Source organism: Paenibacillus lacisediminis, from assembly GCF_046567315.2.
In genome coordinates, this window is the sequence record NZ_JBKIAX020000002.1 from 43,082 (window position 1) to 67,215 (window position 24,134).

The 24,134-nt window shown below is 52.7% G+C and carries 19 protein-coding genes and 2 tRNA genes; 5 read left to right on the top strand and 16 right to left on the bottom strand.

What is annotated here, in order from left to right:
• Positions 1-164 precede the first annotated feature (164 nt).
• The 11 genes from lon to ACLD72_RS03605 form a co-directional block, all read right to left on the bottom strand.
• Positions 165-2,501: an endopeptidase La gene (gene lon / locus ACLD72_RS03555; protein ID WP_411003176.1), complete on the bottom strand. Its 2,337-nt coding sequence runs from the start codon at positions 2,499-2,501 to the stop codon at positions 165-167.
• Between the two features lie 135 nt (positions 2,502-2,636).
• Complete coding sequence (gene lonB / locus ACLD72_RS03560; RefSeq protein WP_251591067.1) at positions 2,637-4,355, bottom strand: ATP-dependent protease LonB; 1,719 nt, start codon at positions 4,353-4,355, stop codon at positions 2,637-2,639.
• Positions 4,356-4,845: 490 nt separating this feature from the next.
• The gene (gene ispG, locus ACLD72_RS03565) at positions 4,846-5,967 is read right to left on the bottom strand and encodes a flavodoxin-dependent (E)-4-hydroxy-3-methylbut-2-enyl-diphosphate synthase (protein WP_251591070.1); all 1,122 of its coding nucleotides are present in this window, start codon (positions 5,965-5,967) and stop codon (positions 4,846-4,848) included.
• A 119-nt stretch (positions 5,968-6,086) separates the two neighbouring features.
• Positions 6,087-7,343, bottom strand: a complete 1,257-nt coding sequence (gene clpX / locus ACLD72_RS03570) for an ATP-dependent protease ATP-binding subunit ClpX (protein WP_251591072.1) — start codon at positions 7,341-7,343, stop codon at positions 6,087-6,089.
• A 19-nt stretch (positions 7,344-7,362) separates the two neighbouring features.
• Positions 7,363-7,947, bottom strand: coding sequence for an ATP-dependent Clp endopeptidase proteolytic subunit ClpP (gene clpP, locus ACLD72_RS03575; RefSeq protein WP_411003177.1), 585 nt, complete (start codon positions 7,945-7,947; stop codon positions 7,363-7,365).
• 271 nt (positions 7,948-8,218) lie between these two features.
• Positions 8,219-9,655 carry a trigger factor gene (gene tig / locus ACLD72_RS03580; protein WP_411003178.1) on the bottom strand — a complete coding sequence of 479 codons (1,437 nt, stop codon included), beginning with the start codon at positions 9,653-9,655 and terminating at the stop codon, positions 8,219-8,221.
• Between the two features lie 180 nt (positions 9,656-9,835).
• A complete protein-coding gene (locus ACLD72_RS03585; protein WP_411003179.1) occupies positions 9,836-10,717 on the bottom strand; it encodes a hypothetical protein in 882 nt (293 codons plus the stop codon).
• A 238-nt stretch (positions 10,718-10,955) separates the two neighbouring features.
• Positions 10,956-11,029, bottom strand: a tRNA-Arg gene (locus tag ACLD72_RS03590).
• 124 nt (positions 11,030-11,153) lie between these two features.
• Complete coding sequence (locus ACLD72_RS03595; protein ID WP_411003180.1) at positions 11,154-11,981, bottom strand: alpha/beta fold hydrolase; 828 nt, start codon at positions 11,979-11,981, stop codon at positions 11,154-11,156.
• Between the two features lie 67 nt (positions 11,982-12,048).
• Positions 12,049-12,666, bottom strand: coding sequence for a GNAT family N-acetyltransferase (locus ACLD72_RS03600; protein ID WP_411003181.1), 618 nt, complete (start codon positions 12,664-12,666; stop codon positions 12,049-12,051).
• 126 nt (positions 12,667-12,792) lie between these two features.
• The gene (locus tag ACLD72_RS03605; protein ID WP_411003182.1) at positions 12,793-13,746 is read right to left on the bottom strand and encodes an L-lactate dehydrogenase; all 954 of its coding nucleotides are present in this window, start codon (positions 13,744-13,746) and stop codon (positions 12,793-12,795) included.
• Between the two features lie 1,095 nt (positions 13,747-14,841).
• Between ACLD72_RS03605 and ACLD72_RS03610 the strand changes: the two genes are divergently transcribed.
• Entirely contained in the window at positions 14,842-15,744 is a 903-nt protein-coding gene (locus tag ACLD72_RS03610) for a transposase (RefSeq protein ID WP_458475553.1), read from the top strand.
• A 555-nt stretch (positions 15,745-16,299) separates the two neighbouring features.
• Here the strand turns inward: ACLD72_RS03610 and nikC are convergent.
• The 5 genes from nikC to ACLD72_RS03635 form a co-directional block, all read right to left on the bottom strand.
• Complete coding sequence (gene nikC, locus ACLD72_RS03615) at positions 16,300-17,196, bottom strand: nickel transporter permease (protein WP_411003245.1); 897 nt, start codon at positions 17,194-17,196, stop codon at positions 16,300-16,302.
• Between the two features lie 12 nt (positions 17,197-17,208).
• Positions 17,209-18,213 carry an ABC transporter permease gene (locus ACLD72_RS03620; protein WP_251591081.1) on the bottom strand — a complete coding sequence of 335 codons (1,005 nt, stop codon included), beginning with the start codon at positions 18,211-18,213 and terminating at the stop codon, positions 17,209-17,211.
• Between the two features lie 40 nt (positions 18,214-18,253).
• Positions 18,254-19,912 carry an ABC transporter substrate-binding protein gene (locus tag ACLD72_RS03625; RefSeq protein WP_251591083.1) on the bottom strand — a complete coding sequence of 553 codons (1,659 nt, stop codon included), beginning with the start codon at positions 19,910-19,912 and terminating at the stop codon, positions 18,254-18,256.
• Positions 19,913-19,992: 80 nt separating this feature from the next.
• The gene (locus ACLD72_RS03630; protein ID WP_411003247.1) at positions 19,993-20,973 is read right to left on the bottom strand and encodes an ABC transporter ATP-binding protein; all 981 of its coding nucleotides are present in this window, start codon (positions 20,971-20,973) and stop codon (positions 19,993-19,995) included.
• A complete protein-coding gene (locus tag ACLD72_RS03635; RefSeq protein WP_251591087.1) occupies positions 20,970-21,959 on the bottom strand; it encodes an ABC transporter ATP-binding protein in 990 nt (329 codons plus the stop codon). Before ACLD72_RS03635 ends, ACLD72_RS03630 begins: the two co-directional genes overlap by 4 nt.
• Before the next feature lie 570 nt (positions 21,960-22,529).
• Here ACLD72_RS03635 and ACLD72_RS03640 point away from each other — a divergent pair.
• The 4 genes from ACLD72_RS03640 (at position 22,530) to ACLD72_RS03655 (ending at position 24,119) form a co-directional block, all read left to right on the top strand.
• Complete coding sequence (locus tag ACLD72_RS03640; RefSeq protein WP_411003248.1) at positions 22,530-23,024, top strand: glutathione peroxidase; 495 nt, start codon at positions 22,530-22,532, stop codon at positions 23,022-23,024.
• 290 nt (positions 23,025-23,314) lie between these two features.
• Positions 23,315-23,692 (top strand): hypothetical protein, encoded by a 378-nt coding sequence (locus tag ACLD72_RS03645; RefSeq protein WP_458475554.1) that lies wholly within the window; start codon positions 23,315-23,317, stop codon positions 23,690-23,692.
• An 80-nt stretch (positions 23,693-23,772) separates the two neighbouring features.
• Positions 23,773-23,846: transfer RNA gene (locus ACLD72_RS03650), tRNA-Gly, on the top strand.
• Positions 23,847-24,035: 189 nt separating this feature from the next.
• Entirely contained in the window at positions 24,036-24,119 is an 84-nt protein-coding gene (locus ACLD72_RS03655; RefSeq protein ID WP_269059151.1) for a putative holin-like toxin, read from the top strand.
• The last annotated feature ends 15 nt before the right edge of the window (positions 24,120-24,134 follow it).

The window sequence follows — 24,134 nt, forward strand, 5'->3', positions numbered from 1 at the left end:
CTAAATTCGGAAGTTGTAGAAATCCGTTCACAAAGGCGACCACTACCGTTTCTTCAGAATCATTTCACACTCTTGCCTAACTCCCGCATTTCTTTAATTCAACTTACACAGGATCTTTATCCAGGATCTTTATCCAGGATCTATACCCAGCATCTTAAGCCACGTTAATGCACTTCGGGATGTTCCACGAGCGCGTGCTCAAGCACCTGATCCATGTGGGACACCGGCACGAACTCGACCTCCTCCTTGACGCTTTCGGGGATGTCGCGCAGATCGCGCTCGTTGTCTTTGGGGAGCAGGATTTTCCGGTAGCCGGCCCGGTGGGCGGCCAGCGATTTCTCCTTCAGTCCCCCGATCGGCAGCACGCGGCCGCGCAGCGTTATTTCCCCGGTCATGGCCACATCCTTCGAGACGTGACGATTCGTCAGCGCGGAAATGAGCGCCGTGGCGATCGTAATCCCGGCCGACGGTCCGTCTTTGGGAATCGCGCCTTCGGGAATATGGATATGGATATCGTTTTTCTCGTGAAAATCTAGCGGGATGCCAAGCTCGGCCGCTTTCGAACGGGTATAGCTGAACGCAGCCTGCGCCGACTCCTTCATGACATCGCCCAGCTTGCCGGTCAAGGTCAGCTTGCCGCTGCCCGGAACGACCGTGACTTCGATCATCAGCGTTTCCCCGCCGACCTCCGTCCAAGCCAGCCCGGTGACCGTACCGATCTGATCCTCCAGCTCGGCAACACCGTAGCGGTATTTCGGCACACCCAAGTAATCCTTGATCTCCTCGGGTCCGATCACAATCTTCTCCTTGCTGTCGGACACGATTTGCTTGGCCGCTTTGCGGCAGAGCGCCGCAACCTGCTGCTCGAGACCGCGCACACCCGATTCGCGCGTGTATTCGCGGATCGTCCTAAGCAGCGCATCTTCCCCGATTTCCAGCTGTTCCGGCGCAAGACCGTGCTCCTTCTTCTGCTTCGGCAGCAGGTAGCGGGTAGCGATCTGCAGCTTCTCCAGCTCCGTATAACCCGGAATGAACAGCATCTCCATCCGGTCCAGCAGCGGGCGTGGAATGTTGTGCACCGCGTTGGCGGTCGTAATAAACATCACGTTCGACAAATCGAACGGCACTTCGATAAAATGATCGCTGAACGTATTGTTCTGCTCGGGATCAAGCACTTCCAGCAGCGCCGCGGAAGGATCGCCGCGGAAATCGGAGGCCATCTTGTCGATCTCGTCGAGTAAGAACACCGGATTCAGTGTCCCCGCCGTCTTCATGCCCTGAATAATGCGTCCCGGCATAGCGCCAACATACGTGCGCCGGTGGCCGCGGATCTCCGCTTCGTCCCGCACGCCGCCGAGCGAAATGCGGACGAACTCCCGCCCTAGCGAGCGGGCGATCGAACGGGCCAGCGAGGTTTTCCCCACCCCGGGCGGCCCGACGAGGCAAAGGATGGGGCCTTTGAGCTTTTTGACCAGCTTTTGCACAGCCAGATACTCCAGCACCCGCTCCTTGGGTTTATCCAGCCCGTAATGATCATCATTCAGCACTTGTTCGGCTTTGGCCAAGTCCAGGTCGTCTTCCGTTTTTTTATGCCACGGCAGGCTTAACAGCCAATCGACGTAATTGCGGATAACGCCACCCTCCGCAGAGCTTGCGGGCATTTTCTCCAGCCGGTCGATTTCCTTCTCGACCTTTTCCTGAACCTTTTCCGGAAGCTGCTTCTCTTCCATTTGCGCGCGCAGTTCCTCCGCCTCTCCGGCCCGGCCTTCTTTCTCGCCAAGCTCCTTCTGGATCGCTTTCATCTGCTCGCGCAAGTAGTATTCCTTCTGCGTCTTCTCCATCTGCTTCTTGACGCGTTGGCTGATCTTCCGCTCCAGTTCAAGCACTTCGCGTTCATTATTCAAAATGTCCAGCAGCTTCTCCAGCCGTTTCCGGACATCGATCGTTTCCAAAATTTCTTGCTTGTCCTTGATCTTCAAGGACAGGTGGCTGGTGATCACATCGGCGAGGCGCCCCGCCTCTTCTATATCCGATACCGCGGCAAGCGTCTCCGGCGTGACCTTCTTGGAAAGATTGATATAATGTTCAAATTGGGTTAAAACCGTGCGCATCAGCGCGTCGATTTCCGGATCGACCGTTTCTGCCTCCGGACGCTCCTTGGCGATAACCTCGTAATATTCATCATTATCCAGGTATTCGATAATTTCGGCGCGCTCCATTCCTTCCACCAACACCCGAATCGTGCCGTTAGGCAGCTTCAGCATTTGGCGGACTTTAGCAACGGTCCCGATACGAAAAATATCTTCCTGGGTCGGTTCTTCAATGTTCACTTCGGATTGAGAACAGAGGAGAATCAAGTTATCTTCGACCATCGCTTTTTCCAGAGCCTTTACGGATTTCTCGCGGCCCACGTCCAAATGCAGCACCATGCTCGGGTAGACGAGAAGGCCCCGTAAGGGAAGCAAAGGAAAGCGCCGGCCTTTTGATTTATGCGGTCCCATCGCTTATGCACCTCCAAACGTTCTCGTTAGATATCATTGCTATTTTAGCAAATGTTACAAAAAAACACCAATGAGGAGCGGCCGCTTAAAAAGCAGCCGCCCCTCGTGAGCCATTCCCGGCAAGCCATGACGCGCCTACATCGTCCCGCCCTGCGACGGGGATTCCGCATGCAAAAACGGCGCGGGCGCCGGAGTTGGGGCGAACAACTCTCCGCCGGTCAGAAGATCCAAATTTTTCTCGGCTTCCGGACCAAACACATGGCGGAACACCTCGGCCACCGTCTCGACGGGGATGACGCTTAAGGCTTCCAGCCCCTCGAACAGCGACTGCCAGTTGTCCTTAGGGATCAGTACGGTCGTCGCCCCCGCCTGGAACGCCGCTTCCACTTTGGCCACGACGCCGCCGACCGGCTTTACTTTGCCGTGTATGCCCAGTTCGCCGGTCATGGCGATCTGATGGTTCACCGGCACCCGCTTGATCGCCGAAGCGATCGCGGTAGCGATGGCGAGGCCCGCGGACGGTCCGTCAATCGGCGTTCCGCCCGGAAAGTTAATATGAAGATCGTAATTGGAAGGGTGCAGGCCCATGCGTTGCAGAACGGTCAACACGTTCTCCACCGATCCCTTGGCCATGCTCTTCCGGCGCAGCGTGCGGCTGCCCCCGCCGATTTCCTCTTCATCCACCACGCCGGTGATATTGTAAATGCCCCGCCCTTTTTCCGCCGGCACCGCCGTCGCTTCGATTTCCAGCAGTGTTCCCATATTCGCGCCATACACCGCCAGCCCGTTGACGACGCCGATTTCCGAACGCTCGGGAATTTTGCGGTCCGGCCGGGGCGCAAGCTGGCTGCTGGTAGCGACCCACTCCAGATCCGAAGCGAGCAGATGGTCGCGTTTTTCCGTCAAGGCCAGTCCGGCCGCAAGCTGCACCATATTGACGGCTTCCCGGCCGTTGGTCGCGTACTTCTTAATGACGTCCACAGCCTCGGGACAAGGCTGAAAGCCGATTCGCCCCACCGCGTCTTCGGCGATCCGGGCGATTTCTTCCGGCAGCAGCGGACGGAAATAGATTTCCATGCAGCGTGAACGCAGGGCCGCCGGAATTTCTTGCGGCGATCTTGTCGTAGCCCCAACCAAGCGGAAATCGGCGGGCAGCCCGTTTTGAAAAATATCGTGAATATACGCGGGCGTGTTTGTATCTTCCGAATTGTAATAAGCGCTCTCGAGGTACACCTTACGATCCTCCAGCACTTTGAGCAGCTTATTCATCTGGATGGAATGCAGTTCGCCGATCTCGTCGATGAACAAAATCCCGCCGTGCGATTTCGTTACGGCCCCCGGCTTCGGCTGAGGTATGCCGGCGACACCCATCGCCCCGGCCCCTTGATAAATCGGGTCGTGTACCGACCCGATCAGCGGATCGGCGATGCCCCGTTCGTCAAACCGCGCGATCGTCGCGTCGATTTCCACGAATTTGGCGTCGGACTTAAACGGGGACACCGGATTTTTTTTCGCTTCTTCCATCACGACGCGCGCCGCCGCCGTTTTGCCCACGCCCGGCGGACCGTAAATGATGACGTGCTGCGGGTTGGCGCTGCACAGCGCGGCTTTTAATGCGCGCAGCCCGTCCTTCTGCCCGACGATATCGTTCATCGTGGCCGGGCGCGTCCGCTCCGCCAGCGGCTTGGTGAGCGAAATAGCCCGCAGCTTGCGCAGCTTCTCCATCTCCTTCCGCGATTCCCGGTCCACCGCCACCCGGTTTCCTTTCTGGCTGCGCAGCTGGTTCCAGAAATAGAGGCCGATCACGACGGCAAAAAACATTTGAACGGACATCAGGATGAGATTTAAATCCATAACGAACGCCTCCCTCACTTTTCACTGATACTTGGTAGTATAGCCTTTTCGCACCAACGTAAAACGAGGTTTTTGCGGAGAGTTTGGAAAAAAGCGGTCTATATATTAAGAAAAACGCCTTGCGGCGTCCTTTAGCGGCTCAGACTTCTACTTTGGACTTCTACTTTGAACGTTGCTCTAACGGACACCAGCGACCTTATCCGCCCATTTCCCGGGTATTTCCCAGCCTAACGGACACACACGACCCTATTTCGCTCTAAACCCGTTCATTCAGGACGATTTGAGGTAAATAAGAGCTTCTGTGTCCATTACATTTTGCAATCCTCCGTTTTTTCGCAAATAACGGCTCTGGTGTCCCTTAGCCCCGGATTCCCCTTCTCTCCCCCTCTCTACCTGCGCATCGCCCTCTACCATGACCGAAATTTTATAAATTCGATAATGTCAAAAAACCGCAAGCCGCCTTGTCATCGGCAGCTTGCGGCTCAAACAGTTAAGCTTTCACATGAGCGCGGTGTTCTTTGCGTCCGGGAATTTCTCCGGTTGCTTCGTACACTTCCACGATATGGTCGATTTCTTTTTTCAATTCGTTAAGCAGTTCCGCTTCCGGCACCTTGCGGATCATTTCGCCGTAACGGAACAAAAGACCCTCGCCCCGGGCACCGGCGATGCCGATGTCGGCTTCCCGCGCTTCGCCCGGCCCGTTGACCGCGCAGCCGAGCACGGACACCTTGATCGGAACCTTCAGGTTCGCAATGTACGCCTCCACTTCGTTGGCGATGGAAAACAGATCGATATCCAGCCGGCCGCAGGTCGGGCAGGACACCAATGTGGCCGCATTGGTGATCAGACCAAAGGTTTTGAGCAGTTCGCGGGCGACCTTCACTTCCTCCACCGGGTCGGCGCTCAGCGAGATGCGCAGCGTCGAGCCGATGCCCATCGACAGCAGCGCGCCGATGCCGGCCGCGCTCTTCACGGTCCCCGAAAACAGCGTTCCGGCTTCCGTAATCCCCAAATGCAGCGGATAAGGAATCACTTCCGCCGCTTTCGAATAAGCCGCGATCGCCATCGGGACGTCAGAGGCCTTCAGCGATACGATGATGTCGTGGAAGTCCAATTCCTCCAGGATGCCGATATGGAACAAGGCGCTTTCCACCATCGCTTCTGGCGTCGGATAGCCGTATTTCTCCAGCAGATGGTTCTCCAGCGACCCGGCGTTGACGCCGATTCGAATGGGGATCCCCCGTTCCTTGCAGGCCTTGACAACAGCTTCCACTTTCTCGCGGCGTCCGATATTCCCCGGATTGATCCGCACCTTGTCGATGCCATTCTCGATCGCCATAAGCGCCAGCTTGTAATTGAAATGGATGTCGGCGACGAGCGGGATATGGATTTGCTTCTTGATTTCCTTGATCGCCGCAGCCGCTTCCTCATTATTCACCGTCACGCGCACCAGTTGGCAGCCCGCTTCCTCCAAACGATGGATCTCGGCTACCGTGGCGGCCACATCCGCCGTTTTGGTCGTGCACATGCTTTGGATGATAACTTCGTTGCTGCCGCCGATCGTCAGATTTCCGACTTTGACCGGCCGCGTATCTTGTCTCAAGAATGTCATATCAGGTCTCTCCCAAACGATCAAAGCTCCACCCCTGCGAAAAACGCTTAAAAAACGCCCTTCCGCAAAGGTGGAGAACCTTGACATCTATTTTGTCGCGCTATTCGGCTTTATCAGCCTTACGCGCTCTCTTCCTGCTTTTTGTTTTTCTTCGTGGCCAGCTCCGGCGCAGTTTTCTCCACGACGACTTTTTCGGTGATGACGCAGTCCGAAATATCGTCGCGGGACGGCACTTCATACATCACGTCCAGCATAATGCCTTCGATGATGGCGCGAAGTCCGCGCGCACCGGTGTTGCGTTTGATCGCTTCACGCGCAATCGCCTCAAGCGCTTTGGACTCAAACGTCAAATTGACGTTGTCGAGCTCAAGCAGCTTCTGATACTGTTTGACCAGCGCGTTTTTCGGTTCGGACAAAATCCGTACGAGCGTCTTTTCGTCCAGCGGCTCGAGCGTCGAGATGACCGGCAAACGCCCTACGAATTCCGGAATCAACCCGAATTTGAGCAAATCTTCCGGCAGCACCATCGACAAATATTCGCCCGGCTTCAGGTCCTTTTGGCCGTCGTTTACGGCGTTGAAGCCGATCACTTTTTTGCCGATCCGGCGTTTGATCATCTGCTCCAGGCCGTCAAACGCGCCGCCGCAAATGAACAAAATGTTCGTCGTATCGATTTGGATAAATTCCTGATGCGGATGTTTGCGACCGCCTTGCGGAGGAACCGAAGCCACGGTGCCCTCCAAAATTTTCAACAGCGCCTGCTGAACGCCTTCGCCGGAGACGTCGCGGGTAATGGACGGATTCTCCGATTTGCGCGCCACTTTATCGATTTCGTCGATATAGATGATGCCGCGTTCCGCTTTTTCCACATCATAATCGGCCGCTTGAATCAGCTTGAGCAAAATATTCTCCACATCTTCGCCGACATATCCGGCTTCCGTGAGGGAAGTCGCATCGGCGATCGCGAACGGAACGTTCAAAATTTTCGCCATCGTTTGCGCGAGCAGCGTTTTGCCGGAACCGGTCGGCCCGAGCAGCAGGATGTTGCTCTTTTGCAGCTCCACGTCTTCGATCTTGCTTTGCGTGTTAATCCGTTTGTAATGATTGTAAACCGCTACGGACAACGATTTCTTCGCCTGCTCTTGGCCAATGACGTACTGATCCAAAATATCGCGGATTTCCTTCGGTTTCGGGATTTCCTTGAGATCCAGCTCCTCTTCGTGCCCGAGTTCCTCCTCCACGATTTCCGTGCACAGCTCGATGCACTCGTCGCATATATAAACGCCGGGTCCGGCTACAAGCTTGCGTACCTGCTCCTGCGATTTGCCGCAGAAAGAGCATTTCAGTTGTCCTTTTTCATCATTGAATTTAAACATGTAAACACCCCTTTATGATTTAATGGGCTGATGTGATGACTTTGTCGATAATCCCGTAGTCCTTAGCCTCTTCCGCGCTCATGAAGAAGTCACGGTCTGTATCGCGCTCGATTTTCTCAAGGGGTTGACCCGTTCGCTCCACATAAATCTGGTTGAGCTTCTGTCTCGTCTTGATAATCCAGTCGGCATGAATTTTAATATCCGTCGCCTGACCGCGAACGCCTCCAAGCGGCTGATGAATCATGACTTCACTGTTGGGCAGAGCATAACGTTTGCCAGGCGCCCCGGCCGTAAGGAGCAGCGATCCCATGCTCGCAGCCATTCCTACGCAGATCGTGGACACGTCAGGCTTGATGTATTGCATCGTATCATATATCCCCATCCCGGCAGTGACTGAACCACCCGGCGAATTAATGTACAGGTGAATATCTTTCTCAGGATCTTCGGCCGCCAAAAACAACAGTTGGGCAATCACGAGATTGGCAACTTCATCATCAATAGCGTTGCTGAGAAAAATGATGCGATCTTTAAGAAGTCTTGAATAGATGTCGTAAGATCGTTCTCCCCGATTCGTTTGTTCTACGACCATAGGTACCAGACTCATGCGACCAACCTCTTTTCTTTATCAATTTTCCTTTCCGGTTTACAGAAACATTCTACCATGTTCAAAGCCTCATGTCATTTTTCACACGATACAGTTTATGTTGACTTTTACACATTATATAACCGCCGGCCTGTCCGATGCCAAATGGAAATAAATGTATCGGCAAATGATGAAAAATTAAGGCACGCATTTGTATACGTGCCCTAACGTTTATCTTGATGTATTTCATGGGAGGCTTATCTGTCTGCAACCGGGAATGCCTCGCGTTAGACTATTCCTCGTCCTTAGCCTCTTCCGCTTCTTTTTTGTCGGCGTCAGTATCGGCTTTCGCTTCAGCTGCCTTCGTCGATTTTTTCGCCGTTTTCTTGGCTGCCGGTTTGCTTGCTTCCTTCGCTTTCGGCGCTTCCGCTTGCTCGGCCGGCACTTCCTTGCTGTTCTCCAGCAGGAATTCGATCGTCTTGCGGATCAGAATTTCATCATTCAAGCTGTCCAGCGAACGGTTGGCCGCCAAAATGTTGCGGATTTCTTCCGGTGTACGTTTATAAGCTTCGGCCATTTCCGCCAGCTGTTTGTCGACGTCTTCCTCCGCCACTTTAATGTCTTCGGCTTTGGCGATTTGTTCCAGCACCAGATTGTTGCGAACGCGTTTTTCTGCGTCGTCCTTCATTTGGGCTCTCAGATCGTCAACGGTTTGGCCGGAGAAGTTCATGTACAATTCCAGGTTCATGCCTTGGGAACGGAGGCGGTTGTCGAAATCGCGCACCATGTTTTCCACTTCATTGTTGACCATCGCTTCCGGAATTTCCACTTCCGCGCTTTCGCCGATTTTGTCAACGAGAGCCGCTTCACGGGCGCCCTTCGCTTCTTGTTCCTTGTGGCTTTGCAGTTGCTTCTTCAAGTCTTCTTTAAACTCGTCCAGCGTATCGAATTCGCTGACATCCTTGGCAAATTCGTCGTCAAGCTCAGGGAGCTGTTTGCGTTTGATCTCATGAACTTTAACTTTAAATACGGCTTCCTTGCCGGCCAAATCTTCAGTATGGTAAGTTTCCGGGAAAGTTACGGTAATGTCCTTGAAATCACCGGTAGCCATTCCAACGACTTGATCCTCGAAGCCAGGGATAAACGAATTGCTTCCAAGCTCCAGGGAATGACGCTCTGCCTGGCCGCCTTCAAACGGAACGCCGTCAACGAAACCCTCGAAATCGATAACAGCGATATCACCATTCTTCGCGGCTTCTTCGTCGATAACAATCAGTTCGGCATGACGCTGTTGCAGACGCTCAAGCTCCTCGTTCAGCTCATCTTCGGTAACTTCCGCGCTGACCGCCGGCACTTCCACGCCTTTGTAATCGCCAAGCTTCACTTCCGGTTTAACCGTCACTTTCGCTTTGAACTTGAACGCTTGCCCTTTTTCAAACTGCTCAACGTCCACTTCGGGACGATCCACCGGGAAAATGTTCGTTTGATCGACGGCTTCACTGTATACTTCAGGGAGCAAAATGTCGATGGCGTCTTGATACAGACTTTCTACGCCGAAACGGGCTTCAAAGATCGGACGAGGCACCTTGCCTTTACGGAATCCAGGTACATTCGCTCTTTTCACCACTTTTTGAAACGCTTTATCAAGTGCGGCGGCTACACGTTCCGCCTCCACTTCGACCTCGAGAACGCCGAGGTTCTTCTCTATCTTTTCCCAGGTTGCTTTCATTTTATGCCTTCCCCTCCAAATTTCACATATACTAAAATACTGAAACCGAATCGCGTATAAAACAGCTATCATGGTTCCAGTATAGCTGTCCCTATGAACACGATCAGAATAACCATTATATTATAAACAACAATACATCTTTTTACAAGAGCCGATCGTAGAGCCAATAATTCCCCGTGCCTATCTTTCTTGAACACCGCTCACCGCCAAAAAAAGGCGAATCGACCGGCAAACCTGCTCAAAGCGAAGTCTATGCTCATCGGTAATCCCGTACAACGCGCGGATTTCCTCGTCGGTTTTTCCGTCCGGCAGGCTGTCCGCGACCAGTTGATGAAGCGCCGCCGCCCAAATATCAATCACCGTATCGTCGCCATCGATCAATGAACGATAGTCCCTCCCGCCGTACAACCCCATAACAATTTGCGACCACAACTCCTGGGCAAAATAAAACAAAGTAGGATCGTGCACCTGCGTCTGCTCCCCCACCCTTTCGAGCACCTCCTGCACGGCCGGAGGAAATTCATCGGGTTTCAGCGGAACCGATTCGATTTCAATCTCCACCTTTTCCCCGGCGCGCATCATGGAAAGCATTCCCTGCGTGCCGCGGCGGCGCAGCGTTTGCAGCACCCGATACTGAAGCAACGGATGGAGTTCCTCTTGATGCAACCATTCGATCAGCGCTTCGTCCACTTCCGGCCGGTCCAAATATGCAAGCTGGTCCAAAGCCAAAAGCGTCTGCTCCGACAACGGTTTATCCATTACCGCGCTCAGCAGTTTGCTGGCATAATTCTGGTCCTGTTCAAGCTTCGCCTCAACATGCCGTCTGGCCAGCGATTCCTCCGTTTCAGGACCATAATCTTCCGCGTCCGGGGATCCGTTCTGAAGCCCGGGAAAAGCTTCGGTGAGCCAGTCCAGCAACGCCCGCCATTCTTCATAATGGCGCGGGTCTTCCCCCTGGCACTGCAGCAAAAATCTCAAGAGATCCGCAGCTTCCCCGTATCTCTCGGTTTCCAGCATCCGGGTCAGCTCAATCTGGTAGTAATCGAGCGTTTTCGGAAACAATACGATGTTGTCTTTCTCATCGGGTCGAAAATGGCTGATAAGGGCACCTCCTTTCTTCCGCACTGCATTAATTGAGATTATAGCATAGACCCGGTCCAAGGCAAAAATCCCGGAGTAAAAGCTGGGTCCAAAACGGCGGGACGCTGATCTGTTGACTTTAAAAGAATCGATTGGCCACCAGAACTTGCGGAAATTTTCCAGACAGCAAAAAAGCTCTCCGCAGAGAGCTTTTTTTACACGTCCCAGGAGGGATTCGAACCCCCGACCGACGGCTTAGAAGGCCGTTGCTCTATCCAGCTGAGCTACTGAGACATAATGGAATGAAATTTTACAAGCAAAAATTATTCTATCACAGGATAATTGAGTTAGCAATATCAATTTTACATTTGAGAGCTGTTTTTCGGCAACTGGTGAATCTCCTTTCGGGGTAAGCCGCTTAATTCATATACGCCCCCATTCTCTCTTCCACCCTGTCCAGCCATTCGTTAACCAGCGCATCGAAAACATTCTTCTGCTCGATCTGCAGATTATGCCCTGCCCGATCCAGAACGGCAAACGTGCCGCGCGGAAATAAATCCAGCAGGCGAAGCGCATCCGCATATCCTACCGACGTATCCTGCCTTCCAAGCAGGAATAGCGCCGGGCCCATAAATTCCCGATCAACCGGAAAAGAAAATCCGTAATTCGCCTTGATTTTGGCCAAAAAAGCTTCATCCGCGATTTTACAGCCCGCGGCTATTTCATCCGCATATCTTGTCCAAGTGTACCGATCCAATACGACTCCCATCGATCTGAAGTCTTCGTATTCTTCCTTGCCAAGCGCGGACGCCAATTCCGGATCCTCATGGAAAATCTTATGTACGGGCAAAATCCGGTCTTCCTTTTCCGGTACGATCATCGGGCAAATCAAAGCCGCTCCCTCAACCCGTTCAGGCAGCCGGGCGATAATTCCCCTCGTCAAATAACCCCCGTACGACTGCCCGGCGATAAGAAAACGGGAATCGGGAATGACTTTATCTATAAACTGCAGCACCGCTTCAAGCATTTCGTCCGTACCGGCAATTTCCTCATAGTCCCTGCTCTGACCCATCCCCGGCAGGTCGACATAAATTCTCCTCCACTCCGGTCTTTCGGAAAAAACGGGCTCCATACAGCCGCTCATTAGCCGGTGGTCCGGCGTAAATCCGTGGATCATCAGGATGGGCCGCCCTGTCCCGATCTCCTCATAATAGAGCTCCGCATGGTTCACTTTGCAATATGGCATATTACCATCACGTCCCTTGAGTTGATTTCATAATCATAATACGAATGTATGTTCCTGTCCAGTTTCACTATTCATTTTGCCGTAACGAGGAATTGTCCGCGTATTTCTTCATATATATTCTGGCGTTGAAGCCCACCTGCTTCCGAAACCATCTTTGCGGCTTTCTTTTAAATTCGGCATACCCCAATTTTTCATACAAACGTACCGCTGCCGTGTTGGTGTCTACAACCTCCAAAATATATTCATCAAAATCCAGAACAGAGAGAAGATGGTCATGCAAGCGGGTGGCAACCCCCTTGCCTCTGGCCGCTTCCGCAGTTGCCACCGCTTCGAAGTAGCATTGCCGGTCCTTCAAGCCCAGCGGCTTTTCCAACTCCTGCCGGACGAAAGCACAAAACAGGCTTCCTTTCAGCCAGCCCAATTCTTTTCGCAAAATGTCCGGATTCAACCGAAACGCCCGCTGCCGGCCCGCGGAAAACGCAAAGATACCCAACACCCCCCCATCCATTAACGCCACACAAAAACGCTCCTTGACCAAAGCGTGCTCCAGAGCCCTAACCAACCTCGCCCGATCCTTGCAAAAAAACTGCAGCGGCTGAAAAAATCCGTCCACGAAAACTTCCGTCGCCTGTCTTAACCCGACCTGTCCAAGCTCAGCCAAATTCCGGATGACAATTCCGTCCATGATCCATCGCTCCCGTTTCATTTTTTCTAACTATATAACAGGGAGCAAAAAGGTAGAACCGCCGCGGGAAGGAGCCAGCCATCCACCACCCGACTTACGCCGACCGGCTGAATTGAACATAAGTGATTACCGTCGCTGCAAACTTTGGATCGCAGATTTAAGTATGCTGCAGGAATACTCGAATTTATGCCGCTCCTCCCCCGCCAAATTCAGCTCCAAAATCTCCTCAATACCGCCACCGCCGATAATGGCCGGAACCCCGGCGCATACCCCGGATTGCCCGTATTCGCCATCAAGGACCGCGGACACGGCGATAATTTTATGCTCATCGTTCAGAATCGAACGGACGATATAGGCGAGCGCGTTGCCGATGCCGAATTGTGTATTGCCTTTCCGGGTAAAAATCTCCCAGCCGGCATCCTTCGTTTTCTTGGCGATTTCGTCCAAATCGACATGGCGAAAACGCTCTTTGTGCTGGTCGAGAATGTGCAGCAGCGGTTTGCCGCCGATCGTCACATGCGACCAGGCCACAAACTGCGAATCGCCGTGCTCGCCCATCGCATAGCCGTTAACGCTGCGCGGATCGATGGAAAACACCTCCGACAGCAGCGTTTTAAGCCGGGCTGAGTCGATCGAAGTACCGGTGCCAATCACCCGGTTCCGCGGAAAACCTGACACCTCGCGTACAATATACGTAACAATATCCACCGGGTTGGCTGCAACGACAAAAACACCGTCAAACCCTCCGTCCACGAGCCGGCTGACGATATCCCCCGTAATTTCTTCCGCGTCCCCGAGCACGTCCAGCCTCGTTTGTCCCAGCTTCGGATTGGCCCCGGCCGTAAGCACCACGATATCGACATCACGGCAGTCCTCCAAACGGCCGGCAATGACCTTCGTGCGTGTCGAGGTAAAATCCATGCAATGGGACAAATCCAACGCATGCGCCACCGCGCGGTCATAGGTCCGGTCGATCATCATAATTTCCTCGCTGATGGATTGGTTAATCATGGAGTACGCGCAAGCCGTACCCACCAATCCGGAACCGACAATGGTCACTTTTCTAGACTTTTTTGCCATCTCGCGCCTCCTGCCCATATCTTTGCTATATCTTATTCCTTAAATTATAACCGGAAGCCCAATATATGTGACAATAATTAACATCATATTATTCCCCCCAAAATAAGTCATTAAAATGAGGGAAGGAAAGTTGACGCAGAGTTGCCAATCATCAGGAGAGTATTAGAAAAAGCCTGACGGCGTCCTTTAGTGGCTCTGACTTCTACTTTGGAGCGATTGGAGGCTCTTCCTAAACTTAGGACGCTGCTCTAACGGACACCAGCGACCTTATCCGCCCATTTCCCGGGTATTTCCCAGCCTAACGGACACAGGCGACCCTATTTCGCTCTAAACCAGTTTATCCAGGCCGATTTGAGGTAAATAAGGTCATTTGTGTCCGTTACATTTTGCAAACCTCCGTTTTTCCTCAGATAACAGCTCTGGTGTCCCTTAGTCCCCAGATTCCGCTTCTCCTCCCCTCTCTTCATGCGCATCGCTTCTACCATACCCGAAATTTTTATATCTCAACGTTCGCAGCAAAAAATCGGCAGACAAGCCTTGATTTAGCTGGGTAAAGCAGCAATTCATTGCCGGAGTTTACGGTGAATCAGAGGCGGACAGTGTCTTCCCGGCTTTTTGGGCTACTTCGTTGATCAAGAACATAGGAGATCCCTTGTAAAACGTGCCGGTGGCATGATCTCTAAACCGGGTAAGCAACTCGACCGCCTTGCTGCGGTTCCGCTCAAACATGGAAGCATGGAAGCGTCAACGATGAAGAGGGCGTCACGATCCGCCGAGTCAGCGCATCTACCTTTTGCACCGTAGCCGTTTCGAGCAGTGTCACAAATCGACGCCAGATGAAGGAGCTGTCTAAAGGGTTCGTGTCTTGGTGCCTTGGTGTCCCTGCCTGCTGCTTGCCTTTGCACGATTATCCCTTTCGTTCAGAGAGCAGGGCGTGGGACTAGGCAAGGGTTCCAAAAAAGAGAGAAGAAGCAGAGATGAGGAAAAAATGAGGAGTTTCAGGTGAGATTTTGGCTTGATTAGGGAACGTATGTTTGGTATAATGAAGTAAATCGAACGTGAGTTCGTAAATTCTTGATTCGGGGGCGAGCGAACATGGAGGTCAATGCGGGAACGGAACTTCAACCATTCAGCAGCCGTTATAATAGCGAGGAGGCCTGCATGGAGACGCTGATCGCGATGAAGTGGCCGAACGGCTTTGTCTGCCCGCGCTGCGCTCACACCCGGTGCAGCCGTTTGACCTCCCGGCATATCCCCTTGTTCGAGTGCGGAAAGTGCAAGCATCAAACGTCGGCTTTGGTCGGTACGATTTTTGAACGAACGCATCTGCCCCTGCTCAAGTGGTTCGAGGCCCTGGATTTATTTCTGCTTGAGGGCGGCATCTCGGCGATGCGGCTGAGCCAGGTGACCCGGGTCACCTACAAAACCGCCTGGTTGATGCTGCATAAAATACGTCATGCCGTCGGGGAGTTCGATGCCCGGGAACTGCTCTGCGGAGACGTGAAGGTGAACAGCGATCTGTATGGGTGTGACCCGTCCCGGTGTCAGTTTTCGCATCCGTATGCCTCGGCGGTCGTAGCGGGATGCACGGTAACGGAGTCGGGCGAGCCGGAGCAGGTCAAAATCCGCCTGGTACCGCATAAGAGAGGAGACGGACAAAGGGCAAACCGTCACGAACTGGCCGCGTTCATCAACGAGTATGTGGATGTCCGTACATCGGCGGTACAGTCGTTCCCTCTAGCCTTTCGGCTGTATGCTCCCTTACGGAAAGTAGTGAGAGAGGCATGGGAATCGCTGAAGAGTACATATATAGCCTTGGGACTGAAGCATCTGCAGGCGTACCTCAACGAGTACACCGGACGCCGCGGGCTGCACCTACCCGAAGCGAAAGAAACGATGCAGCAGAAATTACTGCGCATGTGTGTGGCGATTCCGGCGATCCCTTACCGCCAGCTGATCGCACGCCAACCGAACCAGCCCCTTGCGGCTGCGGCCTAATCGAGACGCTGGAACGGCGAGGGGAGTTTGATGCAGATCAACTTAATGGGTAGGGGTTAGCTTAATACGGATCAACTTGATTGGTGTGAATTAGCATGAACAGTGCGGGCGTTGCTGCAGATGGAAGGGTTCAGGCTACAGCAAAATTACGGTCTTTTCGTTTCCCTTGCGTCTTGTCCTGATCTCTTATCCTGATCTCTTGTCTTGAACTCTTGTCCGGTCTGTTTCACCTCCCCTAAACCTGCTTCCTTCTTCTAAGTCCGTCTAAATTATCTCGAACCGATCTGCTTCTCCACCAAATATTTTCTTCTTACCGAGCTTGTCTGTTTCTCTGCTACCCTGATCAAACGGGATAATCGTGCAAAGCGTCCGGACAGCGAGTGTTGATCTGCCTCCCAACCCAAGAAAAAAATACTTAAATTCGTTAGGTAATTGATTTAGGTCGGGCTGATGGTCTAAAACAATGAAAGACACCTTCTGTCTGATATTGCAACTCGTCACAAAAAAACCGCCGGGATCCCTCCCGGCAGTTAAGCTAAATGATCAAGATACTTATTAATTTTTCATTCGCGGGTCCAAAGCGTCGCGCAAACCGTCGCCCATCAAGTTGAAGGCAAGCACGGTGAGCATGATCGATACCCCCGGAAAAACAACCGTCCACGGAGCCGTGGCGATAAATTGCCGCGAATCGGATAGCATTTTGCCCCATTCCGGTGCGGGCGGCTGCGCGCCGAGGCCAAGGAAGCCAAGCGCGGCGGCTTCGATAATCGCCGTGGCGATGCCAAGCGTGCCCTGTACGATGATCGGGGTCAAGCTGTTCGGCAGGATGTGCCGCAGCAGAATGCCGCTGTTTTTCATCCCGATCGCTCGCGCGGCCGTAATGTACTCCTCGTTTTTCAAGCTGAGCACCTTGGCGCGGACCAAGCGGCCGTACGTCGGAATGTTGACGATCGCGATCGCGTACAACGCGTTTTGCAGCGATGGGCCGAGGATGGCAACGATGGCGATCGCCAGCAAAATGCTCGGGAACGCGAGCAGGATATCAAACAGGCGCGAGATGATCATATCGATCCATTTCCCGTAAAATCCGGCCAGAATCCCAAGAAGCGTGCCAAGGATAATTGAGCCGATAACGGAAAACGTGCCGACCCACAAGGAAATCCGCGCCCCGTACAGCACCCGCGTAAATAAGTCACGCCCCAGGTCGTCCGTTCCAAACCAATGGTCGGAAGACGGCGGTTTTAAACGGTCCCCCAGCTCCTGAGCCTTAAAATCATAAGGCGCGATCACGGGGGCCAGCAGCGCGATGAGGACAAACAGCACAATCATGATCAGACCGATCATGGCGATTTTATTTTTGCGGAACGCTCTCCACGCATCGCGCCAAGGCCCGGAAACCTTCTCGGCTTGAATAGCAGTGTTGCCGCCTGTACTTGCAGTGATTTGAGCCATGGTTTCCCTCCTTTACCGATAGCGAATGCGTGGATCGACCGCAGCGTATAGCAAATCCACAATCAGATTGATGAAGACGAAAATAAAAGCGATGATCAGAATGCCGGATTGAATGACCGGATAATCGCGCGAACTGATCGCATCGTAGATATAACGTCCTACGCCCGGCCAGGCGAAAATCGTTTCCGTCAACACCGCGCCGCCGAGCAGCGCCCCGGTTTGCAGGCCGATGACCGTCAGCACCGGTATAAACGCATTTTTAAGCGCGTGCCTGTAGACGACGACGAATTGTGATAACCCCTTGGCTTTCGCCGTGCGGACAAAATCCGAATTCATGACCTCCAGCATGCTTGAGCGCGTCATCCGGGCGATCACCGCCATCGGAATCGTGCCCAGCGCCACGCTCGGCAAAACCAGGTGCTTGATCACCGTCCACAGCTGATCCCAACGGCCGGCTATAATCGTGTCGAGCACATACAGATTCGTCACGGTTTCCACCGGATCCCGCTGATTCATGCGGCCGATCGAAGGGAGCCAGTGGAGCTTCAAGGAGAAGATCCACTGTTCCATCAGACCAAGCCAGAAAATCGGCATCGACACCCCAATGAGCGCAATCAGCATGCAAATGTAGTCAAACCAGGAGTTTTGCCGCCAAGCGCTGATGATCCCGGCGTTCACCCCAACGATGATGGCGAACAGCATCGCCGCAATCGTCAGCTCCGCCGTAGCGGCCAGATACGGCATGATCTCTTGGGAAATCGGCACTCTCGTGCGGATCGACTGCCCCAGATCTCCCTGCAGCAAATCTCCCATATACGTAAAGTACTGCTGATACCAAGGATTGTTTAAGCCCAGTTGTTCCCGAAGCGCCTCTTTGGACTGCTCCGTCGCTTTCTGTCCCAGAATGGTTTCTGCAGGATCACCGGGAATCGCATGGATGATGGAGAATACGATAATCGTCATTCCGATCAGGACAGGAACCATGATTAATATTCGTTTAAAAATATAGGCTTTCAAGTTAAGGTTCACCTGCCAGAGGCGTTAACAAAAACGCCCGTTATTCGAAATAAATGTTGCTGTAGTACTCTGTCCCTGTCGGAGACGCAACGTATCCTTTTACGTTAGCTTTGGCTGCAAGCAGCGGCGTCGTATGCACGAGCGGAATCCACGGAGCGTCGGCTTTGATGATTTCCTGCGCCTTTTTGTACAACTCTTCACGTTTAGATTGCTCGGTTTCAACTTGCGCCTGCTTCAAAATCTCATGCAGCTCATCATTGGCATAATAGCTGTAGTTGTTGGACGGAATGGCGTCTTTGTCCAGCAGCGTGTACAGGAAGTTGTCCGGGTCGCCGTTGTCGCCTTGCCAGCCAAGCATGAACAGATCGTCTTTTTCGCCGGCTTGCGCGTCATCCAAATACGTCGCCCATTCCGGGGATTCGATATTTACTTTAACGCCGATTTTTTCAAAATCCGCTTGAATAACTTCAGCTACCTTTTTGCCGTCAGGCATGTAAGGACGGGATACCGGCATCGCATAGAAGGTATACTCGCCCGGCAGACCGTTCGGGTAACCGGCTTCAGCCAACAATTGCTTCGCTTTTTCCAAATCGTATTCGTAATCCTGAATGCTGTCGTTGTAGCCCCACAGGGACGGCGGCATCGGGTTTTTGGCCGGCTCGGCCTGGCCCGCAAAGAAGGCGTCGATGATGCCTTGCTTATTTACGGCATAGCTAAGCGCTGTTCTTACTTTCACGTCGTTAAACGGTTCTTTCTTCAAGTTGAAGCCGACGTAACCGACATTGTTGGACGGACGTGTGATCTTTTGCAGATCCGGATTGCTTTCCAACGTAGCCAGATCGTCCGGGGTCAAATCTTCCATCAGGTCGATTTCCCCGCTTTGCAGCGCGTTAAAGCGCGCGGAGTTGTCCGGAATCGAACGAACGATGACTTTGTTCAGCTTCGGAAGGCCTTCCTTCCAGTAGTTCGGGTTCTTTTCCAAGGTGATCGAGTCGTTGCGTTTCCACTCTTTGAACACAAATGGACCTGTGCCGACCGGTTCGTTTTTAAAGTTTTCCTTCTTCTCTTGAATCGCCGTCGGGCTGGCAATCCCGAACGAGGTCATGGCCAGGTTTTGCAGGAAAGGCGCCTGCGGCTGATTCAACGTGAATTCTACTGTATTGTCGTCGACAGCTTTGACCTCTTTAATGACGCGTTTGCCGTCCGGACCAAACATGGAATCGTAATAATCGAAAGAGTCCCCTTCAAACTTGTATTCGCTTTTCGGATCGGACCAACGCGTGAAGTTAAATACAACAGCCTCGGCGTTAAAGTCGGTTCCATCATGGAACTTCACGCCTTGACGCAGTTTAAACGTGTATTTGAGGCCGTCTTCGGAAACCGTCCATTCCTCGGCAAGGGACGGTTGAACTTCCGTTGTTCCTTCTTTGTATTCCAGCAAGGAATCAAACACCTGGTGCGTAATTTTGAGCGATTCGCCATCGGTGACGATCGCCGCATCCAAGGAAGAGGAGTCGCCGCCTCGCCCAACGATCAACGTATCCTGCGCGGAACCTGACGGAGCTTCCGCCCCCGTGTTCGCTCCCTTGTTTGTGCCAGCGGCGCTGTTACCGCCGCCGTTGCCGCCGCAGCCCGTCAAGGCAACGGCCATGCTCAGCATCAATAGCAAAATAATACTGCTCCATCTCTTTGCTTTCATATTCTGGCTCCCTTCTTGACATTGAATATATATGAGTTTGTTTATATGAAGCCGGACGTTTGCGCCCGGCTATAAACCATTTATGCCTCTTGGGTGAACAGGTGGCAGGCCGTCAGATGGCCGGCTTCCGTCTCCGCGAGCTCGGGCCGTTTCGAACGGCAGATGTCCATCGCCAGCGGACAGCGGGCATGGAAGGCGCAGCCGACCGGCGCATTAGCCGGGCTTGGCACTTCTCCCTGCAAAATAATCCGCTCCGGTTTTTTGTCCGGATCCGGTTCCGGCACCGCGGACAATAGCGCCTGGGTATACGGGTGCTGCGGGGAGGAGTACAGCTTGTTTTTCTCGGCAATCTCCACAATCCGTCCGAGATACATAACCGCGACCCGGTCGCAAATATGCTTCACCACGCTGAGATCGTGAGCGATAAAAATATAGGTCAGGCCAAATTCCTCCTGCAAATCCTGCAGCAGGTTGATGACCTGCGACTGGATCGAAACGTCCAGCGCCGAAACCGGTTCGTCCGCAACGATCAGCTTCGGCTGGAGCGAGAGCGCCCGGGCGATGCCGATCCGCTGCCGCTGCCCGCCGGAAAACTGGTGCGGATAACGCTGCAGATGGCCTTGCGTCAAACCGACGACATCGATCAGCCGGTCGATGATTTTCCGGCGTTCTTTCGCGTCGCCGACCCCGTGCACAATGAGCGGTTCCTCCAAAATGCGCTGCACGGTGTGGCGGGGATCCAGCGACGAGAACGGATCCTGGAACACGATTTGCATATCTTTACGTTTCTGGCGCAGCTCCTCCGGGGAAAGCGCCGTGATGTCATCACCGTTAAAAACAACGCGCCCGTCCGTCGGTTCAATCAGCCGCAGCAGCGAGCGGCCGGTGGTCGATTTGCCGCAGCCGCTTTCGCCGACAAGCCCAAACGTCTCGCCTTTTTGAACCGTAAACGAAATATCATCGACCGCTTTGACGAACTGCTGTTTGGACTTGCCGAACATTCCTCCGCCGATCGGGTAATATTTTTTCAGATGCTCCACTTGCAGTAATGGTTCGCTCATACGACATCCTCCTGTGGCGTTTCATGCAGCCAGCACCGGCAACTGTGGGCCGTTTCGTATTCCCGCAGCTCCGGAAGCTGCGTAAGGCATACCGGCATCGCATGCGGACAGCGGTCAGCGAAGCGGCAGCCTTGCATTTGCGTGCTAAGCACAGGAACGTTCCCCGGGATGGAAAATAGCCGTTTCCGCTGCTCATCCATCCGCGGCACCGATTTGATAAGCCCTTGCGTGTACGGGTGTAGCGGGTTCTTGAAAATATCGTGCACGCTGCCTTCCTCGACGACCTTCCCGGCGTACATGACGGCCACGCGATGGCACATTTCGGCTACGACGCCGAGGTCGTGGGTAATCATCATCACAGCCGTTCCGTTTTCCTCGTTCAGGCGCCGAATCAGGTCCAAAATTTGCGCTTGGATCGTCACATCCAGCGCCGTTGTCGGTTCATCGGCGATCAGCAGCTCCGGGCTGCAAGAAATCGCCATGGCGATCATGACCCGCTGGCGCATCCCCCCAGACAACTGATGGGGGTACTCGTCAATAATCGCTTCCGGCCTTGGAATACCGACTTTTTTCAACATATCGATCGTATGCGCCCGGGCTTCCTTTTTGCTGAGGCCTTTGTGCAGGCGAACCGCTTCGCCAATTTGCTGCCCGATCGTATACAGCGGATTGAGGGACGTCATCGGCTCCTGAAAGATCATGGAGATCGCGTTGCCGCGAATCGCACGCATTTCGCGCTCCTTAAGCGGAACGATATCCCGGCCTTTGAAAAAGATCGACCCTCCGACGATTTTACCCGGAGGTTGCGGAATCAGTTTCAACACGGACAGCGAAGTCACGCTTTTTCCGCAGCCCGATTCGCCGACGACACCCAGCACTTCGCCGGGATTCACATACAAATTAACGCCGTCCACAGCGGGAATCTCGCCGCGATCGGTGAAGAAGTGAGTATGCAAATCCTCAATTTGCAAAATGGGTTGAATCATGTGACAGCCTCTTTTCATGAAATAAAGTTAACGACTACTTGAAAATTTTCGCGGTTCTTCATGAATAATTTTCATAAATAGTGTCCGCATACAAAAGACTGATGTTTATGTACCCTCACTTGCTGCAACTCGCTAAAGCAGCAGGATGCCTCCGTATTCATAACGGCCTTATTGACAGCAAAGACAACCGTCAAAACGTCCTTGATTCGTGGACACATGTTTGCGGATGCTTCTTCGCTGCATTCAAGTAAAGCGAACATCTAGAACAATATGCACCATCCCCAAAATCACCCGAAACGCGAAAAATGTGACAAAAAATCGAACTACGGTCAATTGAAGGTCTAAAAGCCAACCACTAAACGAACAAAAACGGCTTGTTAAGTTACTTTACAGTATTTTCATATGATAGACAATAGAAAATTTATAAGATGTCATGTCTGTGGAAGGTTTTTTCTATCGGGGCGATAACCAGCGGTACCGCAAATTGAGTTGTCCGCTCGATTTAGGTAGAATGAAAGAAATGCAGTGCTGGCGTATGTTTCGCCATATTCTATGAAGGATGGTGATCAGATGAACATCTATGATTTTGAAGTTCGGACCATTGACGGCAAAGCCATGACCCTTAAAGCTTTCGAAGGCAAAGTAATGCTGATCGTGAACACGGCCAGCGCCTGCGGCTTAACTCCGCATTACGAAGGCCTGCAGCGCCTCTATGAGGCGTATAAAAATCAGGGGCTCGTTGTGCTCGGCTTTCCGTGCAATCAGTTTGCCGAACAGGAGCCGGGGACGGAGGAAGAAATCAAGGCTTTCTGCGAAACAAGGTACCAGGTCACCTTTCCGCTTTTCAGCAAAATCGATGTGAAGGGCGAGCATGCCCACCCGCTGTACCGGTACTTGATCGAAAATACGCCGGAACCCTATAAAACCGGGGATATCGAATGGAATTTCGTTAAATTTTTGGTCGGCCAAAAAGGCCAGATCATCAAACAATACAGCGCACGCACCGAACCGGCCGCCATCGAGCCGGATATCCACGAGCTGCTTAGCGCCGATGGGAACGAGTAAGATAACCGGCAATTAGGTGATTAGGATTTTTAAATGCAAGTTCAAAAAGTCAGGTTTTCAGCACCAAGAAGGTTGGATGAAGCTAGGGACTGAGTAGCGGAGCGTACGTTTTGGGTACGTGAGCAACGGAAGACCCGGCTGAATTCAAGATTCGACGCCCGATCCGCTTCCTGTCCTGCTTCGTGATCAAAAGATGACTTTTTGAACTACCTCTAAATTAGAAGAAGACAATCCGCCCGGATTTCGATATAATTTGAGTAATATTGACAGAGCTGGGGGCCATCATTTTGATGACTACAAAAAGAACCGATCCTTTTCGCTACACCTTGACGCCGCCTTTGGCCTGTAAGATGGAGATTACGCATATCGACGATATGCCTCTTCAAAGCAAGCCGGCTACGGTCGATCTCATCGACATCAACAAATCGGGATGCCGTATCGGGACCGGCCTGAATCTACACGCTTCCGCCCACCATATCCGGGCGGCCGTTCACATTCAACTGAACGAGAAACTCTGCGTATACCACGGCGAAATACGCTGGCAGGAGGAGATTGAACCGGCCGTGTTCCATTATGGGCTGTCTCTGGAGCTTAGCCCTGATGAGAAAGAGCAGTTGAACATCGAACTGCGCTCGCTGGCTGCTTCCGGACGGATTGTTGTTCTTTAAACACGCCTGGCGGATGCTGTGGGAGGATGCACTTGATCTTCCCACGGCAAGGGTGTATAATGTCTATTGCTGAGCAAAATGCGGGTGTAGTTCAATGGTAGAATGCCAGCTTCCCAAGCTTGAGGCGAGGGTTCGATTCCCTTCACCCGCTCCATAATTCGCTAAAGATAAGCACACTAACTAATGGTTATTCAACTATTAGAAAGTGTGCTTTTTTGGGTACGCTTGTAAACCGTTAGCGGAACCATACTTCTATGGCAAAATATGCTATAATCCATACTAAGAGTGATAGAAAAGGCTTGCAAGGGCGGTCGGCGCATCTTCCGGAAAGGGAGGTGAGGCCATGGAGGTTTATCAAGCTTTGTCTCTAATGTTCATGTTCGGCATGTTCATTGTAGCTTTACTGACTTACCTCAAAAAGAAATAGACCGCCCTAGGGGAA